Here is a 21,304-nt window from a genome sequence, read left to right as displayed (position 1 = left end):
GCCGGGGAGGGCTGCCGGTCCAACTCGCGCCAGACCGGCAGGACGAACGGCAGCAGGGTCACCACCAGGTACGCCGAGCCGAACAGCAGGAGTGCGGCCGGTAGTCCCATCCCGTTCACGGCCGCCCCGCCGAGCAGGCCACCGAGTGGGATGCCGGCCCAGGCCGCCGCCTGGGTGAGCCCGAGCACCCGGGCCCGTAGATGTTCGGGTATCCGTTCGAAGCTGACCGCGCCGAGGATCGGGTTGATCGCGGCGATCGACACCCCGGCGGTGAAGGAGACCAGGTAGATCGCCCAGAGCGGGTCCAGGAGGGCGAGCCCGACGAACCTGGGTGCCCCGGCGATCAGGAACCCCACCGCGAAGACCGCGAACCGGGGTACCCGGGGCGCCACGACGGTGAAGACCGCGTTGCCCAGCACGGCGCCCAGGGCGAAGGAGCCGGTCAGGAAGCCGAGCGCGGCCGAGGACCCGGCGACCTCCCTGGCCCAGACCGGAAGCAGGACCGAGTTGTAGGCAGCGTCCGCCAGGTTGGTGACGAAGAGCAGCAGCATCATGCCGTGCACCAGCGGCTCACCGCGCAGGAAGCGCAGGCCGGCCCGGAGCGCGGTCAGGTACGGCTCCCGGTCGGCGGCAGCAGACGCCGGCTCCCCGTCGGCGGCAGAAGAGCCCGGCTCCCCGTCGGCGGCGTGGGCCGTCGGCTCCGGCCCGCCGAACCGCCGGGCGGACAGTGTCAGCGCCAGCAGAACTGCCCCGACCGCGAAGGTCGCCGCGTCGATCAGCAGCACCGTCGGGGCGTCGAACACGGCGACCAGCAGCCCGGCCAGGGGCGCGCCGAGGAGCGTAGCGAGCCGGCTCAGTCCGTCGTTCAGGCTCGTCGCCCGGGTCATCGGGGTGCCGGCCGCCTCGACGGTCTTCGGGAACATCACCCGCTTCGCCGAGTCGCTGAATCCCCGCAGCATGCCCGTCACGGCGACCAGGCCGACGAGCGTACCGAACCCGAGGCCGCCGGCCCGGTGCAGCAGCGGTATGGCGGCGACCGCCACCGCACTGCCCAGGTCCGCGACGATGCTGACCCGGCGGGCACCCAACCGGTCGATCAGCGGGCCGCCGAGCGCGCAGGCGAGGACGAACGGCAGCATCTCGGCGAACGCCACCATCCCGGTCCGGGCCGCGCTGCCGGTGAGTACGAGGGTGAACCAGGGCAACGCGACCAGGCTCATCACGCTGCCGGTCCTCGAGATCGTCCCGGCGGTCAGCAACCCGACCAGTGGCCGGCGGTCCCTACTCATCGTCGCCACCCCGAATCGATCCGTCGTCTCCGGCCGATCCGTCGTCGTCCCCGGCCGGCTGGTCGGTGCCGCCACGCTGCTGGAAGAAGGGCATGAGCTGCGCCTGCACGACGTACGCCTCGGTGCCGTCCGGTGCCGGAACGTCGGGGTCGTAGCGTCGGTAGCGGCCGAGGACCTGGTGCACCCCGTCGTAGAGTTCGGCCGCCTCGGCGGCAGTGAGCTGGAACTGCCAACTGCTGAGGGTGGAGGTGCCCTCCCACTCCTCGGGGATGTTCCCGAGTTCGTTCAGCCAGCGGTCGACCCGCTCGGCGTACAGCGAGGCGACGGCCCGCAGGTAGGTCTCGACGTCGGCCTGCGCGTCCCGGCCGACCTCGCGGTCGAGGATCGTGTTCTTGTGGGCGGCCCGCCACCACCGTTCCCGGCCGGGACCGCGCTTGGGCTCCTCGACCACGAACCCGTACTGGGCGAGTTGTCGCAGGTGGTAGCTGGTGGCACCGGTCGACTGACCGAGCCGCTGGGCGAGCAGGGTGGCCGTGGCGGGACCGTCCGCCCGGAGCGCGTTGAGCATCCGTACCCGCAGCGGGTGGGCGAGACCGCGCAGCGACGTCGGACTGAGCCGTACCTCATCCCTAGACATGTTGGCAAAGCTAACCTTGCAAAGCTTTCTTTGCAAGCGGAGCGACGACGTTCGGCTCGACAACCCGTGGAGAGGTCGCTCAGTCCCGGTCGCCGTGCCAGGAGCGCCAGAGCGCCGCGTACGAGCCGCCGGCCGCGACGAGTTCGGCGTGCGACCCCAGCTCGGTGATCCGGCCGTCCTCCATCACCGCCACCCGGTCCGCATCGTGCGCGGAGTGCAGCCGGTGGGCGATGGCGACGACGGTACGGCCGCGCAGCACCGCCGCCAGCGACCGCTCCAGGTGACGGGCCGCCCGTGGGTCGATCAGCGAGGTCGCCTCGTCCAGCACCAGCGTGTGCGGATCGGCGAGCACCAGCCGGGCCAGGGCGAGCTGCTGGGCCTGGGCGGCGGAAAGCGGGTGCCCGCCGGAGCCGACCATCGTGTCCAGGCCAGCCGGCAACTGCTCCGCCCAGTCGAGCGCGTCGACGGCGGCGAGCGCTTCGCGTACCCGCTCGTCGGTGGCGTCCGGCCGGGCCATCGTGAGATTGTCGCGGAGCGTACCGAGGAAGACGTGGTGTTCCTGGGTGACCAGCGCGACCTCGGCACGCAGGTCGGCCAGCGGCAGGTCCGCAAGCGGCACCCCGCCGACGGTCACCGACCCGGTACGCGGACGGTGGATGCCGGCGAGCAGTCGACCGAGGGTGGACTTGCCGGCCCCGGACGGGCCGACGACGGCCAGCCGTTCCCCCGGTGCCAGGTCCAGCGTGACGCCGTGCAACACGTCCCGCCCCTGCTGGTACGCGTACCGGAGGTCGCGGGCGGCCAGCCGCCGCTCCCTCAACTGTTCCTTCCCCGGCTGCTTCCCAACGGGTTGCTCTCCGGCCGACGCCGCCCCGTCGGCGACGGGCCGGGCCACGCCGAGCAGCCGGGCCATCGAGGCCCCGCCGACCTGGAGTTCGTCCAACCAGGACAGCAGCCGGTCGATCGGGTCCATCAGCTGCTGGACGTAGAGAGTGGCCGCGGTGACCTCGCCGAGGGTCGCCCAGCCCTCGATGTAGAACCAGCCGCCGAGGACCAGGGTCGCGACGACCGGCAGGACGTAGCCGGTCTCGGCGATCGGAAAATAGACGGTACGCAGGAACAGCGTGTACCGCTCGGCCTGGTACGACCGTCCGATGTCCCCGTCGGTACGCGCCCGCCGCCGCGCCTGCTGCCGCAACGTCTCGGTGGTGCGGGAGCCTTCGACGGTCTCGCTGATCCCGTCGGTGATGTCCGAGTAGGCGGCGTTCTCGGCCAGGTAACCGGGGGTGGCCCGGCGCAGGTACCACCGGGTGGACAACCAGAGCACCGGCGCGGCGACCAGGCCGGGCAGGATCAGCAGCGGATCGGTCAGCAGCACGGCACCGACGACGAAGAACGCCGTCACGACCGCGATCAGCGTCTCCGGTACGGCGAACCGGACCGTCCGGGACAGTGCCGCGACGTCCCGGGTGGTCCGGGTGAGCAGATCGCCGGTACCGGCTCTTTCCACCGTGGACAGCGGGAGCGCCAGTATCCGTTCGATGAACTCCTCCCGCAGCTCGGCGAGTACCCGCTCCCCGAGCCGGGCCGAGGCGAAGTGCGCGAACCGCATCAGCACCGCCTGGGCGAGCACGAAACCGGCGATCGCGAGCGCGATCCGGTCTACGGTGACCGTGCCGACGCCCTGGGAGATCCCCTCGACCAGGTCACCGATCAGCCGTGGCGCCGCCAAGCCGGTGACCGCGGCCAGCGCGTGCAGGCCGAGGGCACCGGCCAGCGCCCGGGGATGCCGGCGGATCAGCACCCGCGCGTACTGCCGGACCTGGACCGCATCCGCGACCGGCAACGCCGTACTCATGCGTCCTCCTCCTCGGCCCGGCTCACGACGGCGGCGTAGCGCGGTTCGGAGTCGAGTAGTTCGCGGTGCCGGCCCTCGGCGACCGCCTTGCCGTCGGAGACGAAGACGACGTGGTCGGCCTGGTCCAGTACCAGCGGGCTGGTGGTGCAGACCAGGGTGGTCCGACCACGCCGGGCCGGACCGAGCCGCCGCGCGATCCGCGCCTCGGTGTGTGCGTCCACCGCGCTGGTCGGCTCGACCAGGATCAGGATCTCCGGATCCGCCACCAGCACCCGGACCAGCCGGAGCCGCTGCTGCTGACCGCCGGAGAACTCCCGCCCCCGCTCGGCGACCCGACCGGCCAGTCCGCCGGGCAGCGCCTCGACGATGTCGACGGCGCTGGCCGCCGCCAACGCCGCGTCGATGGTCGCGTCGTCGGCGCGGTCGTGCGGGTCGAGTTCGGTGCGGAGCGGACCGGAGAAGAGCCGCGCGTCGTTGTCGGCCACCATGATCCGGCGCCGGACCGTTTCCAGTGCCAGCTTCCGCAGTGGTACGCCGTGCAGCGTCGCCTCGCTGTCGACGTACCGGCCGAGCCGGTCGGCGATGGCGGCGGCGTCCTCCGGATCGGCGGCGGCCAGCGCGGTCAGCCGGCCGGGCCGCACCGCAAGTCCGGACTCCACGTCGACCAGCTCGCCGACCCCCTCGGGGACCTGGACGGGGCGGGCCGGATCCTCGATCTCCGGTCGCAGGTGAAGCATGCCGACCACCCGGCGGGCGGAAACATGTCCCCGGGTGAGCCGGTCGATCACCTCGGTCAGCATCCGCAACGGGCCGATCAGGAAGACGGTGTAGCCGTAGAACGAGACGAGCTGGCCAACGGTGATCTCGCCGCGCAGCGCGAACCGGGCACCGAGCCAGGTCACCAGCACGAGGAAGATGCCGGGCATCAGGATCTGGGTGGCCTCCAGCAGTGCCTCGACCCGGGCCACCCGTACCCCGCCGTGCCGCAGGGTCTGCGACTCCGCCCGGTACCGCGCCGAGAAGACCGCCTCGCCACCCACCCCGCGCAGCACCCGGAGCCCGGCGACGATGTCGCTGGCCCGGGTCGTCAGGGCCGCCTGCTGGTCCCGGTACGTCTCCTGGCGCCGGTGCAGCGGCCGGATCAGCACCGCGACGACGGCCATCAGCACCGGTACGCCGAGCACCACCACCAGCCCGAGCGGCACCGAGGTCGCGAGCAGGATCGCGGTGATGGTGATGACGGCGAACAACGAGCCGGTACCCCGGGAGAGGATGTCGAGCGCCCCGCCGATGTGGCTGATGTCGGCGGTGCCGATGCTGACCACCTCACCGGTGGCGAGCCGCTTCGGCAGCGTCGCGCCGAGCCGGTTGGCCTGGTCGGCCGTGAGCTGGACGACCCGGTATGCCCCGGCCAGCCAGTTGAAGCTGGCGAACCGGTGCCGGATGATCCCGACGATCGCCTGGGAGATGCCGAGGACGAGCAGGAGCAGCCCCCAGCGGACCAGCGCGTCGGTGTTCCGGGCAACCAGACCGGCGTCGATCGCCTTGCCGAGCACCGCCGGCATCAACGCCTGGCCGACGAAGGTGATGATGCCCAGCACCATCCCACCGGCGAGGGTCGGCCAGATCCGAGCGGCGAGCCAGAGCAGAAACCTGGTCGCCGAACGCTGGTCCGCCACACCGGGATCGGGGACAGGTAAGGGGCGCATCCCGACGACGCTATGGGACCAATCGCCACGATCGCCATCGGTTTTCCTCTGTCTATGACTCGAGGTAACCGGGGTACCACCTCCCGTGACAGTCATGTCCTCGGTCGGTGCTGGCCATTCCGGGGCCCGCGTACCTGTATCGCTCCGCCACCCGCGACCGTCCCAGCCCGAGGTCGCCGGGAGCAACGGTTCCCACCGTCGATCTTCGAGAGGTACACGCCGATGTCCCGTCCGGAGTCGTCCGCGCCGGAGTCCCGCCGTTCGCCGCAGGATCCCCGGCAGCCCACCCTGCGCGCACGGCAAGACAAAGCTCTCCGCGATCGTCGCTGACGTGGTGCTGCGGCGGGCGATCGGCGGACCGAGTCGCGGTCACCCCTGCGGGAACGGCGCCGAGAAGAGTGGAGGTCGCAGAAAGCGGAGGTACGACGTCCTATTCCCGCGCGGGGCTACTGGGACCGCCCGACAGCAACGAATTCAGCGGTCATCTGACGGTCACCGTGGCAGTGTCCACATTGAGAGCGGGGACAGGTAATGAGCGCATCCCGCCGAACGCTATGGGCCAATCGCTACGATCGCCACCGGCTCCAGGCAAATTTGACCAGAGAGAAACCAGATCACCGCCTCCGGCGAGGGTCTTCCTCAATCAGCCCTTAGTCCGTCCGCACCGACCAACTACCCGAGGAATCCATCGATGGCCATCCAAAGGTCCCGCCCCGCTCGACCATGCCGCCGTTGTCGCTGAGCGCCTGCTGAATCGTGATCATCGACTTGTCGATCCGCTCGGCGTATTCCCGCAATGCTAAGACGGCTGCAGTGATCAAGCCGACCACGGCTCCGGCCGTGGCAAGAGCATCTATTGGCGCACCCGGCGCGGTCACCCCGCCCGCGAGGAGCCCGACGGCACCAATCATGCCGACGACGAATGAGATGAATGCGGCGACCAAGGCCACCCAGAAGGCAATTATGCCGTGACCCAGGTCGGTAAGTACGTTTTGGATCTTCTCCGTCAAGGGCTTAATGGTCGCGATCGCGCGCGCCTGCGCCTCCGCCGAGTCCCTATATGCGGACGCGGCTGAACCCGACCAATCGTTGTCAACCTCCATCCCGTACGCGGAAATCTTCTGGCTCAGGCTACTCACGGGGGCGCCGACCTTCATATCCCAGTACTCACCGATACGGAACAGTGCCGCCGGATAGCCCGGTGACGTCAGGTATTGCTGCATCTCGTCGAAGATCCGGTCCTTAATCTCCAGGAACTCCTGCCAGACGCGCTCGATCGCCCCGGCTCCGATCCCGAGCGGCAGCCGACGAAGCAAGTCGGTGAGGCCGTCAGCCAACTCCACGGTCAACTGCTGGACGCGCTCCATGCCATCGCTGGCATCGTTGAGCAGTTGTTCGGACTCTCGCTCCCACCACCCCGCGCCGACCGCAGTCACCTCGTCCCCCGAGTCCGCTCGACCCGTCCAGCAGCACCCTGGTCGGCGCGGCCATAATTATCCAGAACGGTTTGTAGCACCCACCCCATTCTTTCCATCTCGCTGGCACCCTCGGTCAGTATCCTGGTGACGAAATTCTGCAACTCGTCGTATCTGCCCTCGATTCCAGCCTGGGTCGGGAGATGGCCGAAGTGAAACCCAGTCAGGCCGAGCGAGGCCGCTTGCTGTTTCGCCGCGGCCATAACATCCGCGCTCTCACACCATTTCTTTATGTCCAGTTCGAGGGCTTCACGCGCCATCCGGATCTGCGACTCGCTCGGTTCTGGTGGCATCTCACATCCCTTCGTCGATTTCAGCGGTCTGTCCCTCGAGCACGGACAAGCGGTCAGCCGCCGAGGCCCAGCCTGCGCAACAGGGCAGTGGGACTGGCAACGAGATCCCGTACCTCGGTCACCGCAGGTGACGTTGCCAACGTCGCAGCGCTCCGCAACTCCATCTGCCGGTACGCGTCGCGGCAAGCTGTCTCGATCTCGTCGGCGATGACCCGGCCGGCCGGTTGCTCATGCAGCCATCGCCGGCTGATCTCCAAGCCCGTCACCTGGCCAGCCGTCATAGACACTGTGACGCGGCCGCCCTCTCCACGTCCCTCCACCGGTTGCCGAGCCTGGTCGTCCGCGCGCTGACGGTAGCTGTCCAGTTCCGACATCGCGGCTCGCAGCATGTCGAGCATTCGCATCAACTCTTCGGCCCGGTCGCTCTCCTCGGCGACATCCCCGATCCCGGAGCGCTGCGACCCGCCGGCAACCGGCTGCCGTTCGGAGGGTAGCCAGTCAACTGGCGGCTGACTCGCTTCTCGCTCCGCCACTCGCTCGGACCACGTCACCAGTCGATCATTAGCGGCCCGGCTCATCGCATCGAGGATTGCCGCCGACAGCCCTTCTGGACCGACATCGCGCCACCAGCCTCGACCAACCTCCACTTGCCGCACCTGTCCGGCGTCGCCCAGTCGGACGGTAACAATGCCGGAGCCGTCCGTACCGACGCCAAGGACGCCAGAGTCGTCCAGCCGCCAGGCGGTCCACTCAGCCGTCCGCTGCAACCCGCCCAACTCCCGCTCGCCGTTCATGGCCCCCCAAAGATAGCTAACCGGACGGTCGATTTCACCGCCCGATACCTTCACCCCACACTCGCACTCGTTGCCATGCCACGCAGCCAGGCCACCGTCTCCGCAGCGCCAGGGCAACGTGCGAATGACAACGCGCCGGCGAGAGCAAACAATTGCTCCGGCGGCAACTGAATAGCGTCCCGGCTGGCCAACCGCAACTGCACCTGCCCACCATCGCCCGCCGTGACAGCGAGCACCGTCACCATCTGGGCGGGCCCGATAACCCCGGTACGACGCACCGGACCGATGAGCCGCTGGTTGGACTGATGCAGTGCTACCGAGCGGGCGGCGGCCAGATCGACCGTCCGCTCCCGCAAGGCCCGTACTGTCAGCCTGGTTCCCTGCAACCACGCGCCCCTGCGCACGATGACCATGATCGCCAGGACCACATAGAGCAGTACCGCCCCGGCCAGCACCCCGGCCAGCACAATTGGCACGAAGCCCCACCTCTCGGCAGCCGCATAATCAGCGGAGGCTGCCAGTCCAGTCCCAACCATCCCCAGGAGGGCACCCGCGCATCCAGCCGCCACTACCGCCATACCCCCCAGTAGCGCCACAGACACGATCCGGAGCGTACGGGTGCCGTGGAGCCCCACGGACAGGTGATATCGAGGCATCTCAGTGTGCACCCGGCCATGATGGCAGACCGGGGCGACACGTGGGGTGGTCGAGATTACGACAGTGAGTCAACGTGGGCTCGGAGGATACGGGTTCCCGCTATAGGCTTGCATGGATGCCGCTGTGGCACGCAGCCAGGCGACCGTTTCCGCCGCGCCAGGGCAGCGCGCGGCGGACAGGGCGTTGGCCAACAAAAACAACTGCGCCGGTGGCAGCATCACCCGTTCGCGACTGGCCAGCCGTAGCCGCACTTCACGATCCTCCGAGTACACGAGAAGTAGCGGGACCATCGGAGGCGGACCCGCGCCGCAGACCGGCGCCGGAACGGCCAGCCTCTCGATCGTCGAATGCAGTGACATCGACCGGGCAGCAGCCAGGTCGATGACGCTGCGTCGGCCGTCTTGCACGGTCAATCGGGTGCCCTCTATCCACGCTCCAGGAAAGACGCTTTTCAGCACGACCCGCATCCAGAAGCACATCAACACACCCAGAATCATGGCCGTCACAAGCGGCAGGGAGAACGGCCCCCAATACAGCGGGTCGACGCCATCGGCGACCACCCGCACCAGGAATTTCCCCAGAGCGAAGCCACTACAGACCAAGCCAGCGGCCATCAGACCGCCAGCCAAGTACACGATCACGAAGCGGAGCGCGAGTCCTCGTTGGAAGCCGACCGCGAGATAATATCGACGCATCCCACTCTGCACCCGGCCATGATGGCAGACCGGGCCGACACGTGGGGTGGTCGAAAATACGACAGAGGGTCAGCGGTCGACCTGGGTGAAGTCCCATACGTGCGGTGTCCGGGCGAGCATCCGGGCCGGCGGGTCGGGCAACGAGACCGGATCGCCACGCCACTTGGAGATGACCACGAGCCGGTTGTCGGTCGAGGAGAAGACCTCGCTGGAGATGTGCAGCGGGTTGTGCTCCAGGTCGGGCAGTGCCGTGTCGCAGACCCACGAGATGAGGTCGGCGAAGCCGGCCCGCTCGGCGCGTACCTCCCACATCCGTACGATCACGTCGGTCATCACTCCTCCCGCCGCCCGCGATGCCGCCGGAACACTACACGCTGACGATCGTGAGCGGCATCGCGGAATCGGCAGGCAGGTCCAGCCGACTCGGTGCCACTCCGGCGGCGACCAGGTGCGAGCCGAGTGCGGCGACCATCGCGCCGTTGTCGGTGCAGAGTTTCGGACGGGGCACCCGGACCCCGATGCCGTACTTCGCCGCCCGCTGCTCGGCCAGCGCCCGTAGCCGGGAGTTCGCCGCCACCCCGCCGCCGAGGACCAGCGTCTCGATGCCCCGGTCCCGGCAGGCCGCGATGGCCTTGCTGGTCAACACGTCACAGACCGCCTCCTGGAACGAGGCGGCCACGTCCGGCACCGGCACCGGTTCGCCGGCCCGCTGCTTCGCCTCCACCCACCGTGCCACCGCGGTCTTGAGGCCGGAGAAGGAGAAGTCGAACCGGTGTGCGGCGAGGTCCTTCGGCGCGGTCAGGCCGCGCGGGAACGGGATCGCGTCCGCCGCACCGGCCCGCGCCTCCCGGTCGATCGGCGGCCCGCCCGGGAACGGCAGTCCGAGCAGCCGGGCCACCTTGTCGAACGCCTCGCCGGCGGCGTCGTCGATGGTGGCGCCCAGCGGGGTGACCCCGGTGGCCAGGTCGTCCACCAGCAGCAGCGAGGAGTGCCCGCCGGAGACCAGCAACGCGATCGCCGGCTCGGGCAGCGGCCCGTGTTCCAGGGTGTCCACCGCGACGTGTGCGGCGAGGTGATTCACCCCGTAGACCGGCTTGTCGGCGGCCAGCGCGTACCCCTTGGCGGCGGCCACTCCGACCAGCAGCGCGCCGGCCAGCCCGGGGCCGGCGGTGACGGCGATCGCGTCGATGTCGGCCAGGGTCACCCCCGCGTCGTCGAGCGCGCGACGCATGGTCGGCACGATGGCCTCCAGGTGTGCCCGACTGGCCACCTCCGGCACCACCCCGCCGAACCGGGCGTGTTCCTCCACACTGGACGCGATGGCGTCGGCGAGCAGGGTGTGTCCCCGGACGATCCCCACGCCGGTCTCGTCGCAGGACGTCTCGATTCCGAGGATCAGCGGTTCGTCAGCCATTCTTCGTCTGCTCGCTCTCTCTCGCCGGCTCCAGTTCGGCCTGCATCACCAGCGCGTCGGTGTTGCTCGGTTGGTAGTAGCCCCGGCGCACCCCGATCGGCTCGAAGCCGTACGCGGCGTAGAGGCGCTGGGCCGGAGCGTTGTCCACCGCCACCTCCAACAGGACGCTCCGCACCCTGCGCCGGGCCGCCTCGGCCAGCAACGCGGTCAGCAGGGTACGGCCGATGCCGCTGCGCTGGGCATCCCGGCGTACGGCCACGTTCTGCACCCAGGCCTCGTCCGGCGGCGCGACGGCGAGTCCGGCGTACCCGATCAGCGCGTCGCTGGAATCCAGCGCCGCCAGGTAGTAGTGCCCGTTCGCCAGCTCGTTCCAGAACATCCCGGCCGACCATCGCTCGGCGCCGAACAGGTCCTCCTCGATCGGCAGCGCCTCCGAGATGTGCCACCACCGGAACGGGCTCAGCCTGGTCACCGGATACGTGTCCTCACTGCAGGACCGGCTTCCGGCCGGCCGCCGCCACCGCGTCGGGCCGGCGCAGGTAGAGCGGCGTGAGCTGGTCGCCGGGGGCGCCGGCCCGGACCCGGTCGGCGGCCAGTTCCGCCAGGGCGTACGGCGGGGGGTAGTCCAGCCCGGCCCGTGGCGACAGCCCGAGGACGTCGGCGTACCGATGTGCGCCCTCGCCCACCGCGACCCGGACGGCCAGTTCCCGGGCCCGTTCGGCGACGACGGCAGGGGCGTCGACCGCCGGCCCCACCAGTCGCTCGCCGGTCAGGTCGTAGACCGCCCAGTAGATCTCCCGACGCCGGGCGTCGGTGGCCGCCAGCACCGGGCCGATCTCCGGCGCCGCGTCCGAGCGGGGATGGGTGGCGGCGTACCCGATGGCGTCCAGCGAGCCGACGCCGTACGTCGGAATGCCCAGCACCTGACCCATGCTCGCCGCGGTGACCAGGCCGACCCGCAGCCCGGTGAAGGGTCCGGGTCCGAGCCCGACGACGACGGCGGCCAGGTCGGTCGGTTTCGCACCGGTCTCGGCGAGCACCTCGGCCACCTGCGGTGCGAGCAGCTCACCGTGGGCCCGCGCGTCGACGACGCTGCGCTTGGCGCGCGGCAGGACGGCGTCGGGGGTGATCTCCGCCAGGGCCGCGGTCACCGCCGGAGTGGACGAGTCCAGCACGAGTACGAGCACATAGGCACCCTAACCGGACGACTGCCGACGCCCGGCACGACCCGGGTCAGCGTGACCCGGCCCCCACCCGTCCCCCGGCCGTGCTGGAGGCGGCCTGACCTGGCCGCCGGCCCGCCCGGGTCTGCCGCCTCGGCGCGACGGGGCCGGCGCGGCGCTCCGGTACGGGCACATATGCTTTGCGAGGGATATGCCATGGAGTCATTTTTATGACTCCGTGGCATCACGCTCGTTCGGAATCATGCAGCATCCCTGGATGCCTCCGTCCCGTCTGACCGCTCTGCTGGGAACGACCCTGCGTCTGCAACGGGAACTGCACGGCCTGACCCAGCACGCGCTCGCCGAACGAGCCGACACGAGCCAGTCGACGATCGCCCGGATCGAACAGGGCGACCGGGCGCCCACCGTGTCGATGCTGGAGCGGCTCTTCGCCGCGCTCGACCTCCAGCTCACCGTCGGCGTCGAGCCGCTCGACGCGCACCTGGACGCGCGAATCGACGATCTCGGCCGCCGGTCCATCGCGGAGCGCGTCAGCGATGTCGATCTCGATCGGACGCTGGACCGGCTCGGCGACCTGCCGTATGTACTGACCGGGGCCACCGCAGCCCTGGTGCAGGGTGCGCCGGTACCGATGGAGGACGTGGAGATCGCGGTCGCCTGGCGCGACGTCGAGCAGTTCGCGACGTGGCTCGACCGCTACTACGCCCAGCGCTGGAACCCGAAATGGGAGGAGTTCGGCTACCTTCCCACCGACCCGCGCAAGCCCGGCGAACACCGCTGGCGGACCGTGGGCGGCGTGCTCCGCGCCAGCATGTGCGACGAACTGCCGGAGGCGATCGAGGTGCGGCTCGGCGACCGCGGTTATCCGGTGCTGCCGCTCGCGCTGGTCGAGGTGACCGAACCGGCAACCGCCGACCTGCTACACCGCTGGCGCGAGCGGCACCGCGCCGCCGAAAACAAGACCACCGCCGAGCAGCCGGAGCACGAGCCCGGGCACGAGCCGGCCGCCGAAGCCGAACCGTCGGACTCAGCCGGCTGACAGGTCCCAGTCGATGGTCGGCCGGCCGGCGTCGGCGAGCGCCTTGTTGCAGGCGCTGAACGGGCGGCTGCCGAGGAAGCCACGCGGATTCATCGGGCTCGGGTGGCCAGCCTCCAGCACGACGTGCGCCGGATTCGTCACCAGCGCGGCCTTCTTCCGGGCGTACCCGCCCCAGAGCAGGAAGACGACCCGCTCACCTCGGGCGTCCAGCGCCTTGATCGTCGCGTCGGTGAAGGCCTCCCAGCCCTTGTTAGCGTGCGAGTTCGGGGTGGCCTGCCGCACGGTCAGCACCGCGTTCAGCAGCAGCACACCCTGGGCCGCCCACCGGGTCAGGTTGCCCTTGCGCGACACCGGCACGCCCAGGTCCTCGGCCAGTTCCTTGAAGACGTTGCGCAGCGAGGGCGGAACGGAGACGCCGTCCCGGACGCTGAAGCTGAGACCGTGTGCCTGCCCCGCCTTGTGGTACGGATCCTGACCGAGGATCAGCACCCGACAGTCCTCCGGCGCGCACAGCCGGTAGGCCGAGAACAGGTCCTCCACCGGCGGAAAGACGGTCTGCGTCGCGTACTCCCCGGCGACGAACTCGCCCAGGGCCGCCGTGCCGGCCGGGTCGAGGTGCGGCTCCAGCGCCGCCTGCCAGGCCGGAGGCAGCAGGGCCGGAAGATCCAAAGTCATCGGTAACCTCTCGGATTCCACGATCGTTTCCCGCACTCTAGAAGTCCGGTACGACACGGCAGAAGCGGGCGGAACGATACGAGGAACGGCCGGGTCAGCGCAGTCCGGCGAGCCGGTCGGCCCAGTCGCCACCGACCGGAACCAGCTCGATCGTCCGGGTGTCGTCGTCCCGACGGTCGATGCACACCCGCAGATGGGCATCGACCAGGTGCTCGACCATGCCCTCGCCCCACTCGACCACGGTGACCGCGTCGTCCACCGAGGCGTCCAGATCGAGATCGTCGATCTCGGCCCGGGGATCGACGGCGTCCCCCAGCCGGTACGCGTCGGCGTGCACCAGGATCGTCCGGCCGCCCCGGGCCGGATCGGGGCGGTGCACCCGGGCGATCACGAACGTCGGCGAGGTGATGTCGCCCAGCACCCGCAGGCCGGCGGCGATCCCCTGCACCAGGGCGGTCTTGCCGGCGCCCAGCGGTCCGGTGAGCACCAGCAGGTCCCCGGGGCGCAGCAGCCCGCCAAGGCGGCGCCCGAAGTCCCGGGTGTCGGCCACGGTCGGCAGCTCGCGTACCAGGTCTGTACCGCGTACCGAGTCACTCACCGGGTCCGCTCCCGTCCCTCGTCCGTCCGGGCAGCCGGTCGAGAAAGTCCCGCAGCGCCTCGTTGACCTCGTCGGCGTGCTCGAGCATCACCACATGCCCGCTGTCCGGAATCTTGACGTACTCGGCGTCCGGCAGCCACCGGATGATCTCCTCGGAGTGGGTTACCGGCGTGATCATGTCGCGTTCGCCGACGATGACCAGCGTGGGCGTGTTCCGCAGTGCGGCCAGGGCCGGATAGCGGGCGTGCGTGTAGATCGTCCGCAGGTACCGCGCCACCGTCTCGGTGGAGGTACGGGAGTTCATCTTCTCCACGTACGAGACCAGCGCCGGACTGGGTGTGGGGGTGCCGAAGCCGTACCGCCTCGTGAGCAGCCAGGCCAGGTTGGCCGAGGCCCGCCGGGCCCGGTCGATCACCGTGCCGGTGAGTCGGGTGGCGTTGTCGACCACGGGCAGCAGCGGGGCGCCGGCCCGGGCGACGATCGCCGGCAGGCCGAACTTGGTCTCCGCGACCAGACCGCCCGAGGTGGCCATCAGCACCGTGCCGACCACCCGCTCGGCGAAGAGTTCGGGATACCGCTCGGCGAACGCCATGATCGTCATTCCGCCCATGGAGTGCCCGATCAGCACCAACGGTCCGGTCGGTGCCGTCCGGTCGATCACCGAACGCAGTGCCTCGCCGAGAGCCCCGAGCTGGTACTCGCCCGACTCCAGCCGGCCCGACCGGCCGTGTCCGGGCTGGTCGTAGAAGACCATCCGGTCCTCGCCCTGTTCGGTGAGCACCTTGCGCTGGAAGTGGAACGTGCCCATGTCGAGGCAGAAGCCGTGCACGAAGACCAGCGTCGGCCGCTCCGGCCCGGACACCGGCCCGACCAGCTCCACGTGGATGTCGGTGCCGTCCGGGGTCTCGATCTCGTACGACTCGTCGTACGGCAGCGCGCCGAACTCCTCGGTCGCGTACCGGTCGCCGCGTGCCGCCTTGGAACGGCGTACCACCGCCCGTTCGGCGGCCACCCCCGCCGCGATCCCGGCCGCGGCGACCCCGGCCGCCGCGCCGAGGATGCCGGCCACCCGGAACAGCCCCGTCCGGGTCGCCGGGCGCCGGCCGGGCTGCCGCTGTGCGGGTATCCGGGGCACCGGCAATGCCCGTTTCCTGGGCCGCCCGGTCACCGGGACTCCGTCCCGTCGTACACCCGGGGCACCCGGACCCCGCCGAACCTGGTGACGATCTCGTAGTTGATGGTGCCGACCGCCTCGGCCCAGTCGTCGGCGGTCGGTTCGCCGTCCGCACCGCTGCCGAACAGCGTCGCCACGTCTCCCGGGGCGACCGGGTCGTCGCCGCAGTCCAGCACGATCTGGTCCATGCAGACCCGACCGGCGACCGTCCGGGTCCGGCCGGCGAGCTGGACCGGGCCGACGTTTGAGGCGTGCCGGGGCACCCCGTCGGCATAACCCAGCGGTACGACGGCAAGCGTCGTCTCCCGTTCGGTGTGGTACGTGTGCCCGTAGGAAACCCCGGTGCCGGCCGGTACCCGCTTCGTCAGCGTCACCCGGGCCCGGGCGGTCATCGCGGGTCGCAGCCCGAACTGTTCGCCCTGTACCGGCGACAGCCCGTAGAGCGCGATCCCCGGCCGGACCAGGTCGAAGTGCGTGTCGGGGCGGGTCAGCGTCGCCGCCGAGTTCGCCAGGTGCCGGTACCGGGGCCGCAGTCCGGCCCGCTCGGCCAGGGCGAGGCCCTCGTGGAAGGCGGCCAGTTGCCAGTCGATGGTGGCGTGGCCGGGCGCGTCCGCGTACACCAGGTGGCTCCACACCCCGACCACCTCGACCATCCCGTCGGCCTGGGCCTTCGCGGCGGCTTCGAGCAGCTCGGGCCAGTCGTCGAGGGTCGCGCCGCCCCGGGACAGGCCGGTATCGATCTTGAGGTGCGTCCGGGCCGGCCGGCCGGACCGCTCGGCGGCGGCGGTCAGCTCGGCGAGCTGACCCAGGCTCGCCGCCGCCAGGTCCACCCCGGCCGTCACACCGTCGTGCAGCGGCAGCCCGGGGGCGAGCAGCCAGGCCAGCACCGGCGCGGTGACGCCCGCCCGGCGCAGCGTCAGCGCCTCGTCGAGGGTGCACACGCCCAGCCAGTCCGCCCCGGCGTCGAGCGCGGCCCGGGCGGCGGGCAGCATGCCGTGGCCGTACCCGTCGCCCTTCACCACCGCCATCAGCTCGGCGGTCGTCCCGGCCCGCAGCCGGGACACGTTGTCGCGGATCGCGTCAAGGTCGACGCGTACCTCGGCCTGCCACATGCGCCCAGCCTACTGTCCGGTAGATCGAGATGTTCCGGGTGAGGGGAAGGAGTGGGCCGGCGGCTACCGGGGCAGCGCGGCGATCACCGGGCGCAGCGCGGCGGCCACGTCGGCGGCCGTCACCGGCCCGTGCCGGGCCGCCTCCTGTCCGGCCAGACCGTGCAGGTACGCGGCGGTGATCGCGGCCCGGTCGGCGCGCAGGCCGGCGGCGAGCAGGGAACCGAGCAACCCGGCCAGTACGTCTCCGGTACCGCCGGTGGCCAGAGCCGGGGTGCCGGTCGGGTTCGCCACCGCCCGCCCGTCCGGGGTGGCGATCACGGTCCGGTCCCCCTTGAGCAGGACGACCGCGTTCATCCAGACGGCCAGCCGCAGCGCCGCCCCGACCCGGTCGGCACCGGGTGGCTCGCCGCAGAGCCGGGCGTACTCCCGGTCGTGCGGGGTGACCACGATCGGCGCGTCCCGGTCCCGCAGCCGATCGGCCATCGATCCGTCGACCAGCAGGGTGAGCGCGTCGGCGTCCAGCACCGCCGGCACCGACGTGGCGAGGACGCAGCGCAGTTCGGTGGCGGCGTCCTCGCCGGTGCCCAGCCCGGAACCGCAGACCCAGGCCTGCACCCGGCCCGCCTCGGCGACCCGCTCGGTGGCGATCACCGACGGGTACCTGCGCAGCACCTCGGCTCTGGCGCCGCCCGCGTACCGGACCATGCCGGTCGGGCCGGCGACCGCGCCGCCGACCGACAACACCGCCGCACCCGGGTACGTCGCCGAGCCGGTGGCCAGACCCACCACGCCCCGGCTGTACTTCTCCTCCTCGGGCCCGAGTCGGGGCCACCAGCCGCGTACGTCCGACGCCTCGGCGACCCGCAGCGCCGGATCGGCCCGCAGCCACGGTTCCAGTCCGATGTCGACCAGTTCGACCCGCCCGGCGCGGGCCGCGGCCGGCCCGACCACCAGGGCCGGCTTCAGGCAGCCGAAGGTGACGGTCAGGTCGGCCGTCACCGTGCTCGGCCCGCCGATCGACCGGGGTACGTCGCCGGTGTCCACCTCGACCCCGCTCGGTACGTCCACCGCGACCACCGGCGGCCGCTGGCCGGATCGGGTACGCAGACCGGACAGCGCCGCCACCACCCTGGCCGCCGGCTCACGCAGCCCACCGGAGCCACCGATCCCGACGATGCCGTCCAGCACCACGTCGGCCCGGTCCGGCAGTTCCGTCACGATCCGCCCACCGGCCGAGCGCAGCGCGGCCAGCCCGTCGGCGTGCACCCGGTCCGGTGCCAACAGCAGGGCGGCGACGGCCGCGCCCCGTCCGGCCAGCCGGGCACCGGCGTAGAGCGTGTCGCCGCCGTTGTTGCCGGCACCGACGAGCAGCAGCACCCGGGCACCGTAGACGCCGCCCCGGTCGGCGAGCAGCCGAGCACAGTGGCCAGCCAGTCCACCGGCCGCCCGCTGCATCAGGGTGCCCGGCGGCAGCGTGGCCAGCAGCCCGTCCTCCGCCGCCCGTACGTCGCCGACCCGCCACGCCGGCCTCATCGTCCCGCCACCGGCCTCATCGTCCCGCCACCGTTCTCATCGCTCCGCCACCACCATTGCCGACGCGATGCCGCCGTCGTGGGACAGCGACAGGTGCCAGCGCTGCACCCCGCGCTCGGTGGCGACGGCGGCGACCGTGCCGGCGACCGTCAACCACGGCCGACCGTCGGGATCGGAGACCACCTCGCAGTCGTGCCAGTGCAGGCCGGCCGGCGCACCCAGGGCCTTGGCCACCGCCTCCTTCGCGGCGAACCGGGCGGCGAGCGACTCGGGCGAGCGTGGATTGCCCGACACCGTACAGCGCTCCGCCTCGGTGAACAGCCGATCGGCCAGCAACGGCGTGCGCGCGAGCGCCCGGGCGAACCGATCGACCAGAACGACGTCGATGCCGACTGCGACGATCACCGCCCCACCCTACCGGCGGGCACCGGCGCTCACTCCACGGTGACCGACTTGGCCAGGTTGCGCGGCTGGTCGACGTCGTGTCCCCGGGCGGCGGCGATCTCGCAGGCCAGCACCTGCAACGGAACCGTGGTCACCAGCGGCGCCAGCAGGGTCGGCGTACGCGGCACGTAGATCAGGTGGTCGGCGTACGGCGTGACCGCCGTGTCGCCCTCCTCGGCGATCACGATGGTCCGGGCGCCCCGGGCCCGGATCTCCTGGATGTTCGACACGATCTTGTCGTGCAGCATTCCCCGGCCGGCCGGCGAGGGCACCACGCAGACCACCGGAGTGCCCTGGTCGATCAGCGCGATCGGCCCGTGCTTCAGCTCGCCCGCCGCGAACCCCTCGGCGTGCATGTAGGCCAGCTCCTTGAGCTTGAGCGCACCCTCCAGGGCGACCGGGAAGCCCACGTGCCGGCCGATGAAGAGCACGGTCGGCGCGGCTTTGATGTCGCGGGCCAGTTCCCGGACCGGCTCGATGCCGGCGAGCAGCTCCCGCAGCTTGTCCGGCATCTCCTGGAGCTGGGCGACCACCGCGGCGACCTCGTCGGCGTACTTGATGCCGCGCACCTGGGCGAGGTGCAGGCCGATCAGGTAGCAGGCCACGAGTTGGGTGAGGAACGCCTTGGTCGAGGCGACCGCGACCTCCGGCCCGCCGTGGGTGTAGAGCACCGCGTCGGACTCGCGCGGAATGGTGGAACCGTTGGTGTTGCAGATCGCCAGCACCCGGGCCTTCTGCTCCTTCGCGTGCCGCAGCGCCATCAGGGTGTCCATGGTCTCGCCCGACTGGGAGATCGCCACCACCAGCGTCGACCGGTCGAGCACCGGGTCGCGGTAGCGGAACTCGCTGGCCAGTTCGACCTCGCAGGGGATGCGGGTCCAGTGCTCGATGGCGTACTTCGCGACCATCCCGGCGTGGTAGGCGGTGCCGCAGGCGACGATGAAGATCTTGTCGACGTCGCGCAGGTCCTGGTCGGTCAGCCGGACCTCGTCGAGGGCGATCTCGCCGTTCTCGGTGAGCCGGCCGAGCAGGGTGTCAGCGATCGCCTGTGGCTGCTCGGCGATCTCCTTCAGCATGAAGTAGTCGTAGCCGCCCTTCTCGGCGGCGGAGGCGTCCCAGTCGATGTGGAAGTCCTTGCCGCTCGCCGGTGCTCCGGCGAAGTCGGTGATCTCGATGTCGTCCGCGGTGATGAGTACGACCTGGTCCTGGCCCAGTTCGACCGCTTCCCGGGTGTGCTCGATGAACGCGGAGACGTCGCTGGCCAGGTAGTTCTCCCCGACCCCGCGACCGACCACCAGTGGCGAGTTGCGCCGGGCACCGACCACCGCACCGGGAATCCCGGCGTCGACGGCGAGGAGGGTGAACGCACCTTCCAGCCGCTGGCAGACCTGCCGCATGGCAACCGCGAGCAGCCTCGGCCCGTCGGGCTCACCGGCGGCCCGCAGCCGGGCCAGCTCACCGGCGAGCAGGTGCGCGGCGCACTCGGTGTCGGTGTCGCTGCTGAACTCGACGCCCTCGGCCTCCAGTTCGGCGCGGAGTTTCGCGAAGTTCTCGATGATCCCGTTGTGGATCACCGCCACCCGACCGTCCCCCGCCGTGTGCGGATGGGCGTTGCGGTCGGTCGGCCCGCCGTGGGTCGCCCACCGGGTGTGTCCGATCCCCGTGGTCCCGACCCCGATGCCGGGCGCGGTCGCGCCGTCGCCGAAGACCGGGTCCGCCGCTGGCCGTTCGGCCAACACCTTCTCCAGATTGGCCAGCTTGCCGGCCTTCTTCTCGGTCAGCAGCTCGCCCTCGCAGACGACTGCCACGCCGGCCGAGTCGTAGCCGCGGTACTCCAGCCGCCGCAACCCGTCCAGCACGATGCCCAGCGCCGGCCTGGCGCCGGCGTATCCCACGATTCCGCACATGGTCCGCAGCCTAACCTAAGTTCGCTCATCCGACGTGCTCGAAACCTGGTCGTTTGATCACTCTGCCTGCTCGGTATTGTGCTCCACCGGATCAACCGGACGAGCGGCCCGTTGAACGCCGTGCCTACTCTTCACCGGTACATCGCGACCAGCGGGGACGCGGTACCGTGACTGGCGCATTCGCTGCCACCGCCCCCGGCACCACCTCCGCCGCCGCCGCGCCCCTGCTGTCCGCCATATCTGGAGCCAGACCCGATGACCGACGCGCCGCCCCCCTCGTCGTACGACCCGAACGACCCCACCTCGGAGTACGAGCCGCCGACGACGAAGTACGGCCCGCCGCAGCCCCGGCCCGCCGACCCGTCGGAACCCGAGGAGGAGGACCAGCCGACGGCGAAGTTCTCCCCGCAGCCGTCCACCTACGGACAACCCTCGCAGCCGGCACAACCGGCGACGTACGGCCAACCGGCGCAGCCGGCGCAACCCGGCAGCTACGGCCAACCGCCCCAACCCACGCCGTACGAGCAGCCGACGTCGGGCCCCGGCTGGGGGCAGCCACCGCAGCAGCCCGGGTACGGCCAGCCCGCACAGCAACCCGGGTACGGCCAGCAGCCGCAGCAGCCGGGCTACGGCCAGCAGCCCGGGTACGGCCAGCCCGCACAGCAGCCCGGATACGGCCAGCAGCCGCAGCAGCCCGCTTACGGTCAGCCGCCCCAGCAGCCCTACGGTCCCGGCCAGACGTACCCGCCGCAGTCCGCTCCTCCGGCCACGCCTTACCCGACCAGCGGGGCGCCGAACCAGCAGGACGCCGGTTACG

21 protein-coding genes and 1 pseudogene are annotated in these 21,304 nt (G+C 71.1%); 2 read left to right on the top strand and 20 right to left on the bottom strand.

Annotation, left to right across the window (positions count from 1 at the left end; genetic code table 11):
* The 13 genes from I0C86_RS04155 to tsaB all read right to left on the bottom strand — a co-directional run.
* A partial coding sequence (locus tag I0C86_RS04155) for an MFS transporter (RefSeq protein ID WP_196199850.1) occupies positions 1-1,289 on the bottom strand: 1,289 nt, incomplete at its 3' end.
* Entirely contained in the window at positions 1,282-1,926 is a 645-nt protein-coding gene (locus I0C86_RS04150; protein WP_196199849.1) for an ArsR/SmtB family transcription factor, read from the bottom strand. The genes I0C86_RS04155 and I0C86_RS04150, both read right to left, overlap by 8 nt.
* Before the next feature lie 79 nt (positions 1,927-2,005).
* Entirely contained in the window at positions 2,006-3,784 is a 1,779-nt protein-coding gene (locus tag I0C86_RS04145; RefSeq protein ID WP_196199848.1) for an ABC transporter ATP-binding protein, read from the bottom strand.
* Positions 3,781-5,493 (bottom strand): ABC transporter transmembrane domain-containing protein, encoded by a 1,713-nt coding sequence (locus I0C86_RS04140; protein ID WP_196199847.1) that lies wholly within the window; start codon positions 5,491-5,493, stop codon positions 3,781-3,783. The genes I0C86_RS04145 and I0C86_RS04140 overlap by 4 nt, the downstream gene beginning before the upstream one ends.
* 650 nt (positions 5,494-6,143) lie before the next feature.
* Entirely contained in the window at positions 6,144-6,929 is a 786-nt protein-coding gene (locus I0C86_RS04135; RefSeq protein ID WP_196199846.1) for a hypothetical protein, read from the bottom strand.
* Positions 6,926-7,261: a hypothetical protein gene (locus tag I0C86_RS04130; protein WP_196199845.1), complete on the bottom strand. Its 336-nt coding sequence runs from the start codon at positions 7,259-7,261 to the stop codon at positions 6,926-6,928. Before I0C86_RS04130 ends, I0C86_RS04135 begins: the two co-directional genes overlap by 4 nt.
* 53 nt (positions 7,262-7,314) lie before the next feature.
* On the bottom strand, positions 7,315-8,109 hold the full coding sequence (locus I0C86_RS04125) for a YbaB/EbfC family nucleoid-associated protein (protein ID WP_196199844.1): 795 nt from the start codon (positions 8,107-8,109) through the stop codon (positions 7,315-7,317).
* Positions 8,106-8,531, bottom strand: a complete 426-nt coding sequence (locus I0C86_RS04120) for a hypothetical protein (protein ID WP_196199843.1) — start codon at positions 8,529-8,531, stop codon at positions 8,106-8,108. Before I0C86_RS04120 ends, I0C86_RS04125 begins: the two co-directional genes overlap by 4 nt.
* 249 nt (positions 8,532-8,780) lie before the next feature.
* Positions 8,781-9,419: a hypothetical protein gene (locus I0C86_RS04115; protein WP_196199842.1), complete on the bottom strand. Its 639-nt coding sequence runs from the start codon at positions 9,417-9,419 to the stop codon at positions 8,781-8,783.
* Positions 9,420-9,476: 57 nt separating this feature from the next.
* Positions 9,477-9,731, bottom strand: a complete 255-nt coding sequence (locus I0C86_RS04110) for a hypothetical protein (protein ID WP_192771815.1) — start codon at positions 9,729-9,731, stop codon at positions 9,477-9,479.
* A 43-nt stretch (positions 9,732-9,774) separates the two neighbouring features.
* Positions 9,775-10,821, bottom strand: a complete 1,047-nt coding sequence (tsaD, locus tag I0C86_RS04105) for a tRNA (adenosine(37)-N6)-threonylcarbamoyltransferase complex transferase subunit TsaD (RefSeq protein ID WP_196199841.1) — start codon at positions 10,819-10,821, stop codon at positions 9,775-9,777.
* On the bottom strand, positions 10,814-11,293 hold the full coding sequence (gene rimI / locus I0C86_RS04100) for a ribosomal protein S18-alanine N-acetyltransferase (protein WP_196199840.1): 480 nt from the start codon (positions 11,291-11,293) through the stop codon (positions 10,814-10,816). Before rimI ends, tsaD begins: the two co-directional genes overlap by 8 nt.
* Before the next feature lie 13 nt (positions 11,294-11,306).
* Complete coding sequence (gene tsaB, locus I0C86_RS04095) at positions 11,307-12,008, bottom strand: tRNA (adenosine(37)-N6)-threonylcarbamoyltransferase complex dimerization subunit type 1 TsaB (protein WP_196199839.1); 702 nt, start codon at positions 12,006-12,008, stop codon at positions 11,307-11,309.
* Between the two features lie 253 nt (positions 12,009-12,261).
* Here tsaB and I0C86_RS04090 point away from each other — a divergent pair, with 253 nt between their 5' ends.
* The gene (locus I0C86_RS04090; protein WP_196199838.1) at positions 12,262-13,044 is read left to right on the top strand and encodes a helix-turn-helix domain-containing protein; all 783 of its coding nucleotides are present in this window, start codon (positions 12,262-12,264) and stop codon (positions 13,042-13,044) included.
* On the opposite strand, the gene I0C86_RS04085 is transcribed toward I0C86_RS04090, so the two are convergent.
* The 7 genes from I0C86_RS04085 to glmS form a co-directional block, all read right to left on the bottom strand.
* Positions 13,033-13,719 (bottom strand): uracil-DNA glycosylase, encoded by a 687-nt coding sequence (locus I0C86_RS04085; protein WP_196199837.1) that lies wholly within the window; start codon positions 13,717-13,719, stop codon positions 13,033-13,035. The two genes, I0C86_RS04090 and I0C86_RS04085, sit on opposite strands and share 12 nt — an antisense overlap.
* A 94-nt stretch (positions 13,720-13,813) precedes the next feature.
* Entirely contained in the window at positions 13,814-14,317 is a 504-nt protein-coding gene (tsaE, locus tag I0C86_RS04080) for a tRNA (adenosine(37)-N6)-threonylcarbamoyltransferase complex ATPase subunit type 1 TsaE (protein WP_323373450.1), read from the bottom strand.
* Positions 14,310-15,443, bottom strand: coding sequence for an alpha/beta fold hydrolase (locus tag I0C86_RS04075; protein WP_407676265.1), 1,134 nt, complete (start codon positions 15,441-15,443; stop codon positions 14,310-14,312). The genes tsaE and I0C86_RS04075 overlap by 8 nt, the downstream gene beginning before the upstream one ends.
* A gap of 38 nt (positions 15,444-15,481) precedes the next feature.
* A complete protein-coding gene (gene alr, locus I0C86_RS04070; protein WP_196199836.1) occupies positions 15,482-16,603 on the bottom strand; it encodes an alanine racemase in 1,122 nt (373 codons plus the stop codon).
* A 63-nt stretch (positions 16,604-16,666) separates the two neighbouring features.
* Positions 16,667-18,136, bottom strand: coding sequence for an NAD(P)H-hydrate dehydratase (locus I0C86_RS04065; RefSeq protein ID WP_196199835.1), 1,470 nt, complete (start codon positions 18,134-18,136; stop codon positions 16,667-16,669).
* A gap of 36 nt (positions 18,137-18,172) precedes the next feature.
* Positions 18,173-18,541 (bottom strand): holo-ACP synthase, encoded by a 369-nt coding sequence (locus I0C86_RS04060; RefSeq protein ID WP_196199834.1) that lies wholly within the window; start codon positions 18,539-18,541, stop codon positions 18,173-18,175.
* A 29-nt stretch (positions 18,542-18,570) separates the two neighbouring features.
* Positions 18,571-20,487 carry a glutamine--fructose-6-phosphate transaminase (isomerizing) gene (gene glmS / locus I0C86_RS04055; RefSeq protein WP_196199833.1) on the bottom strand — a complete coding sequence of 639 codons (1,917 nt, stop codon included), beginning with the start codon at positions 20,485-20,487 and terminating at the stop codon, positions 18,571-18,573.
* A gap of 255 nt (positions 20,488-20,742) precedes the next feature.
* Between glmS and I0C86_RS04050 the strand changes: the two are divergent.
* Positions 20,743-21,304: pseudogene (locus tag I0C86_RS04050) on the top strand (hypothetical protein); the annotation flags it as partial.

The sequence above is a fragment of the Plantactinospora alkalitolerans genome (genome assembly GCF_015690345.1).
GTDB lineage: Bacteria > Actinomycetota > Actinomycetes > Mycobacteriales > Micromonosporaceae > Plantactinospora > Plantactinospora alkalitolerans.
The sequence above is the reverse complement of the archived record's forward strand: the minus strand, read 5'-3'. Positions and strand labels throughout refer to the sequence as shown.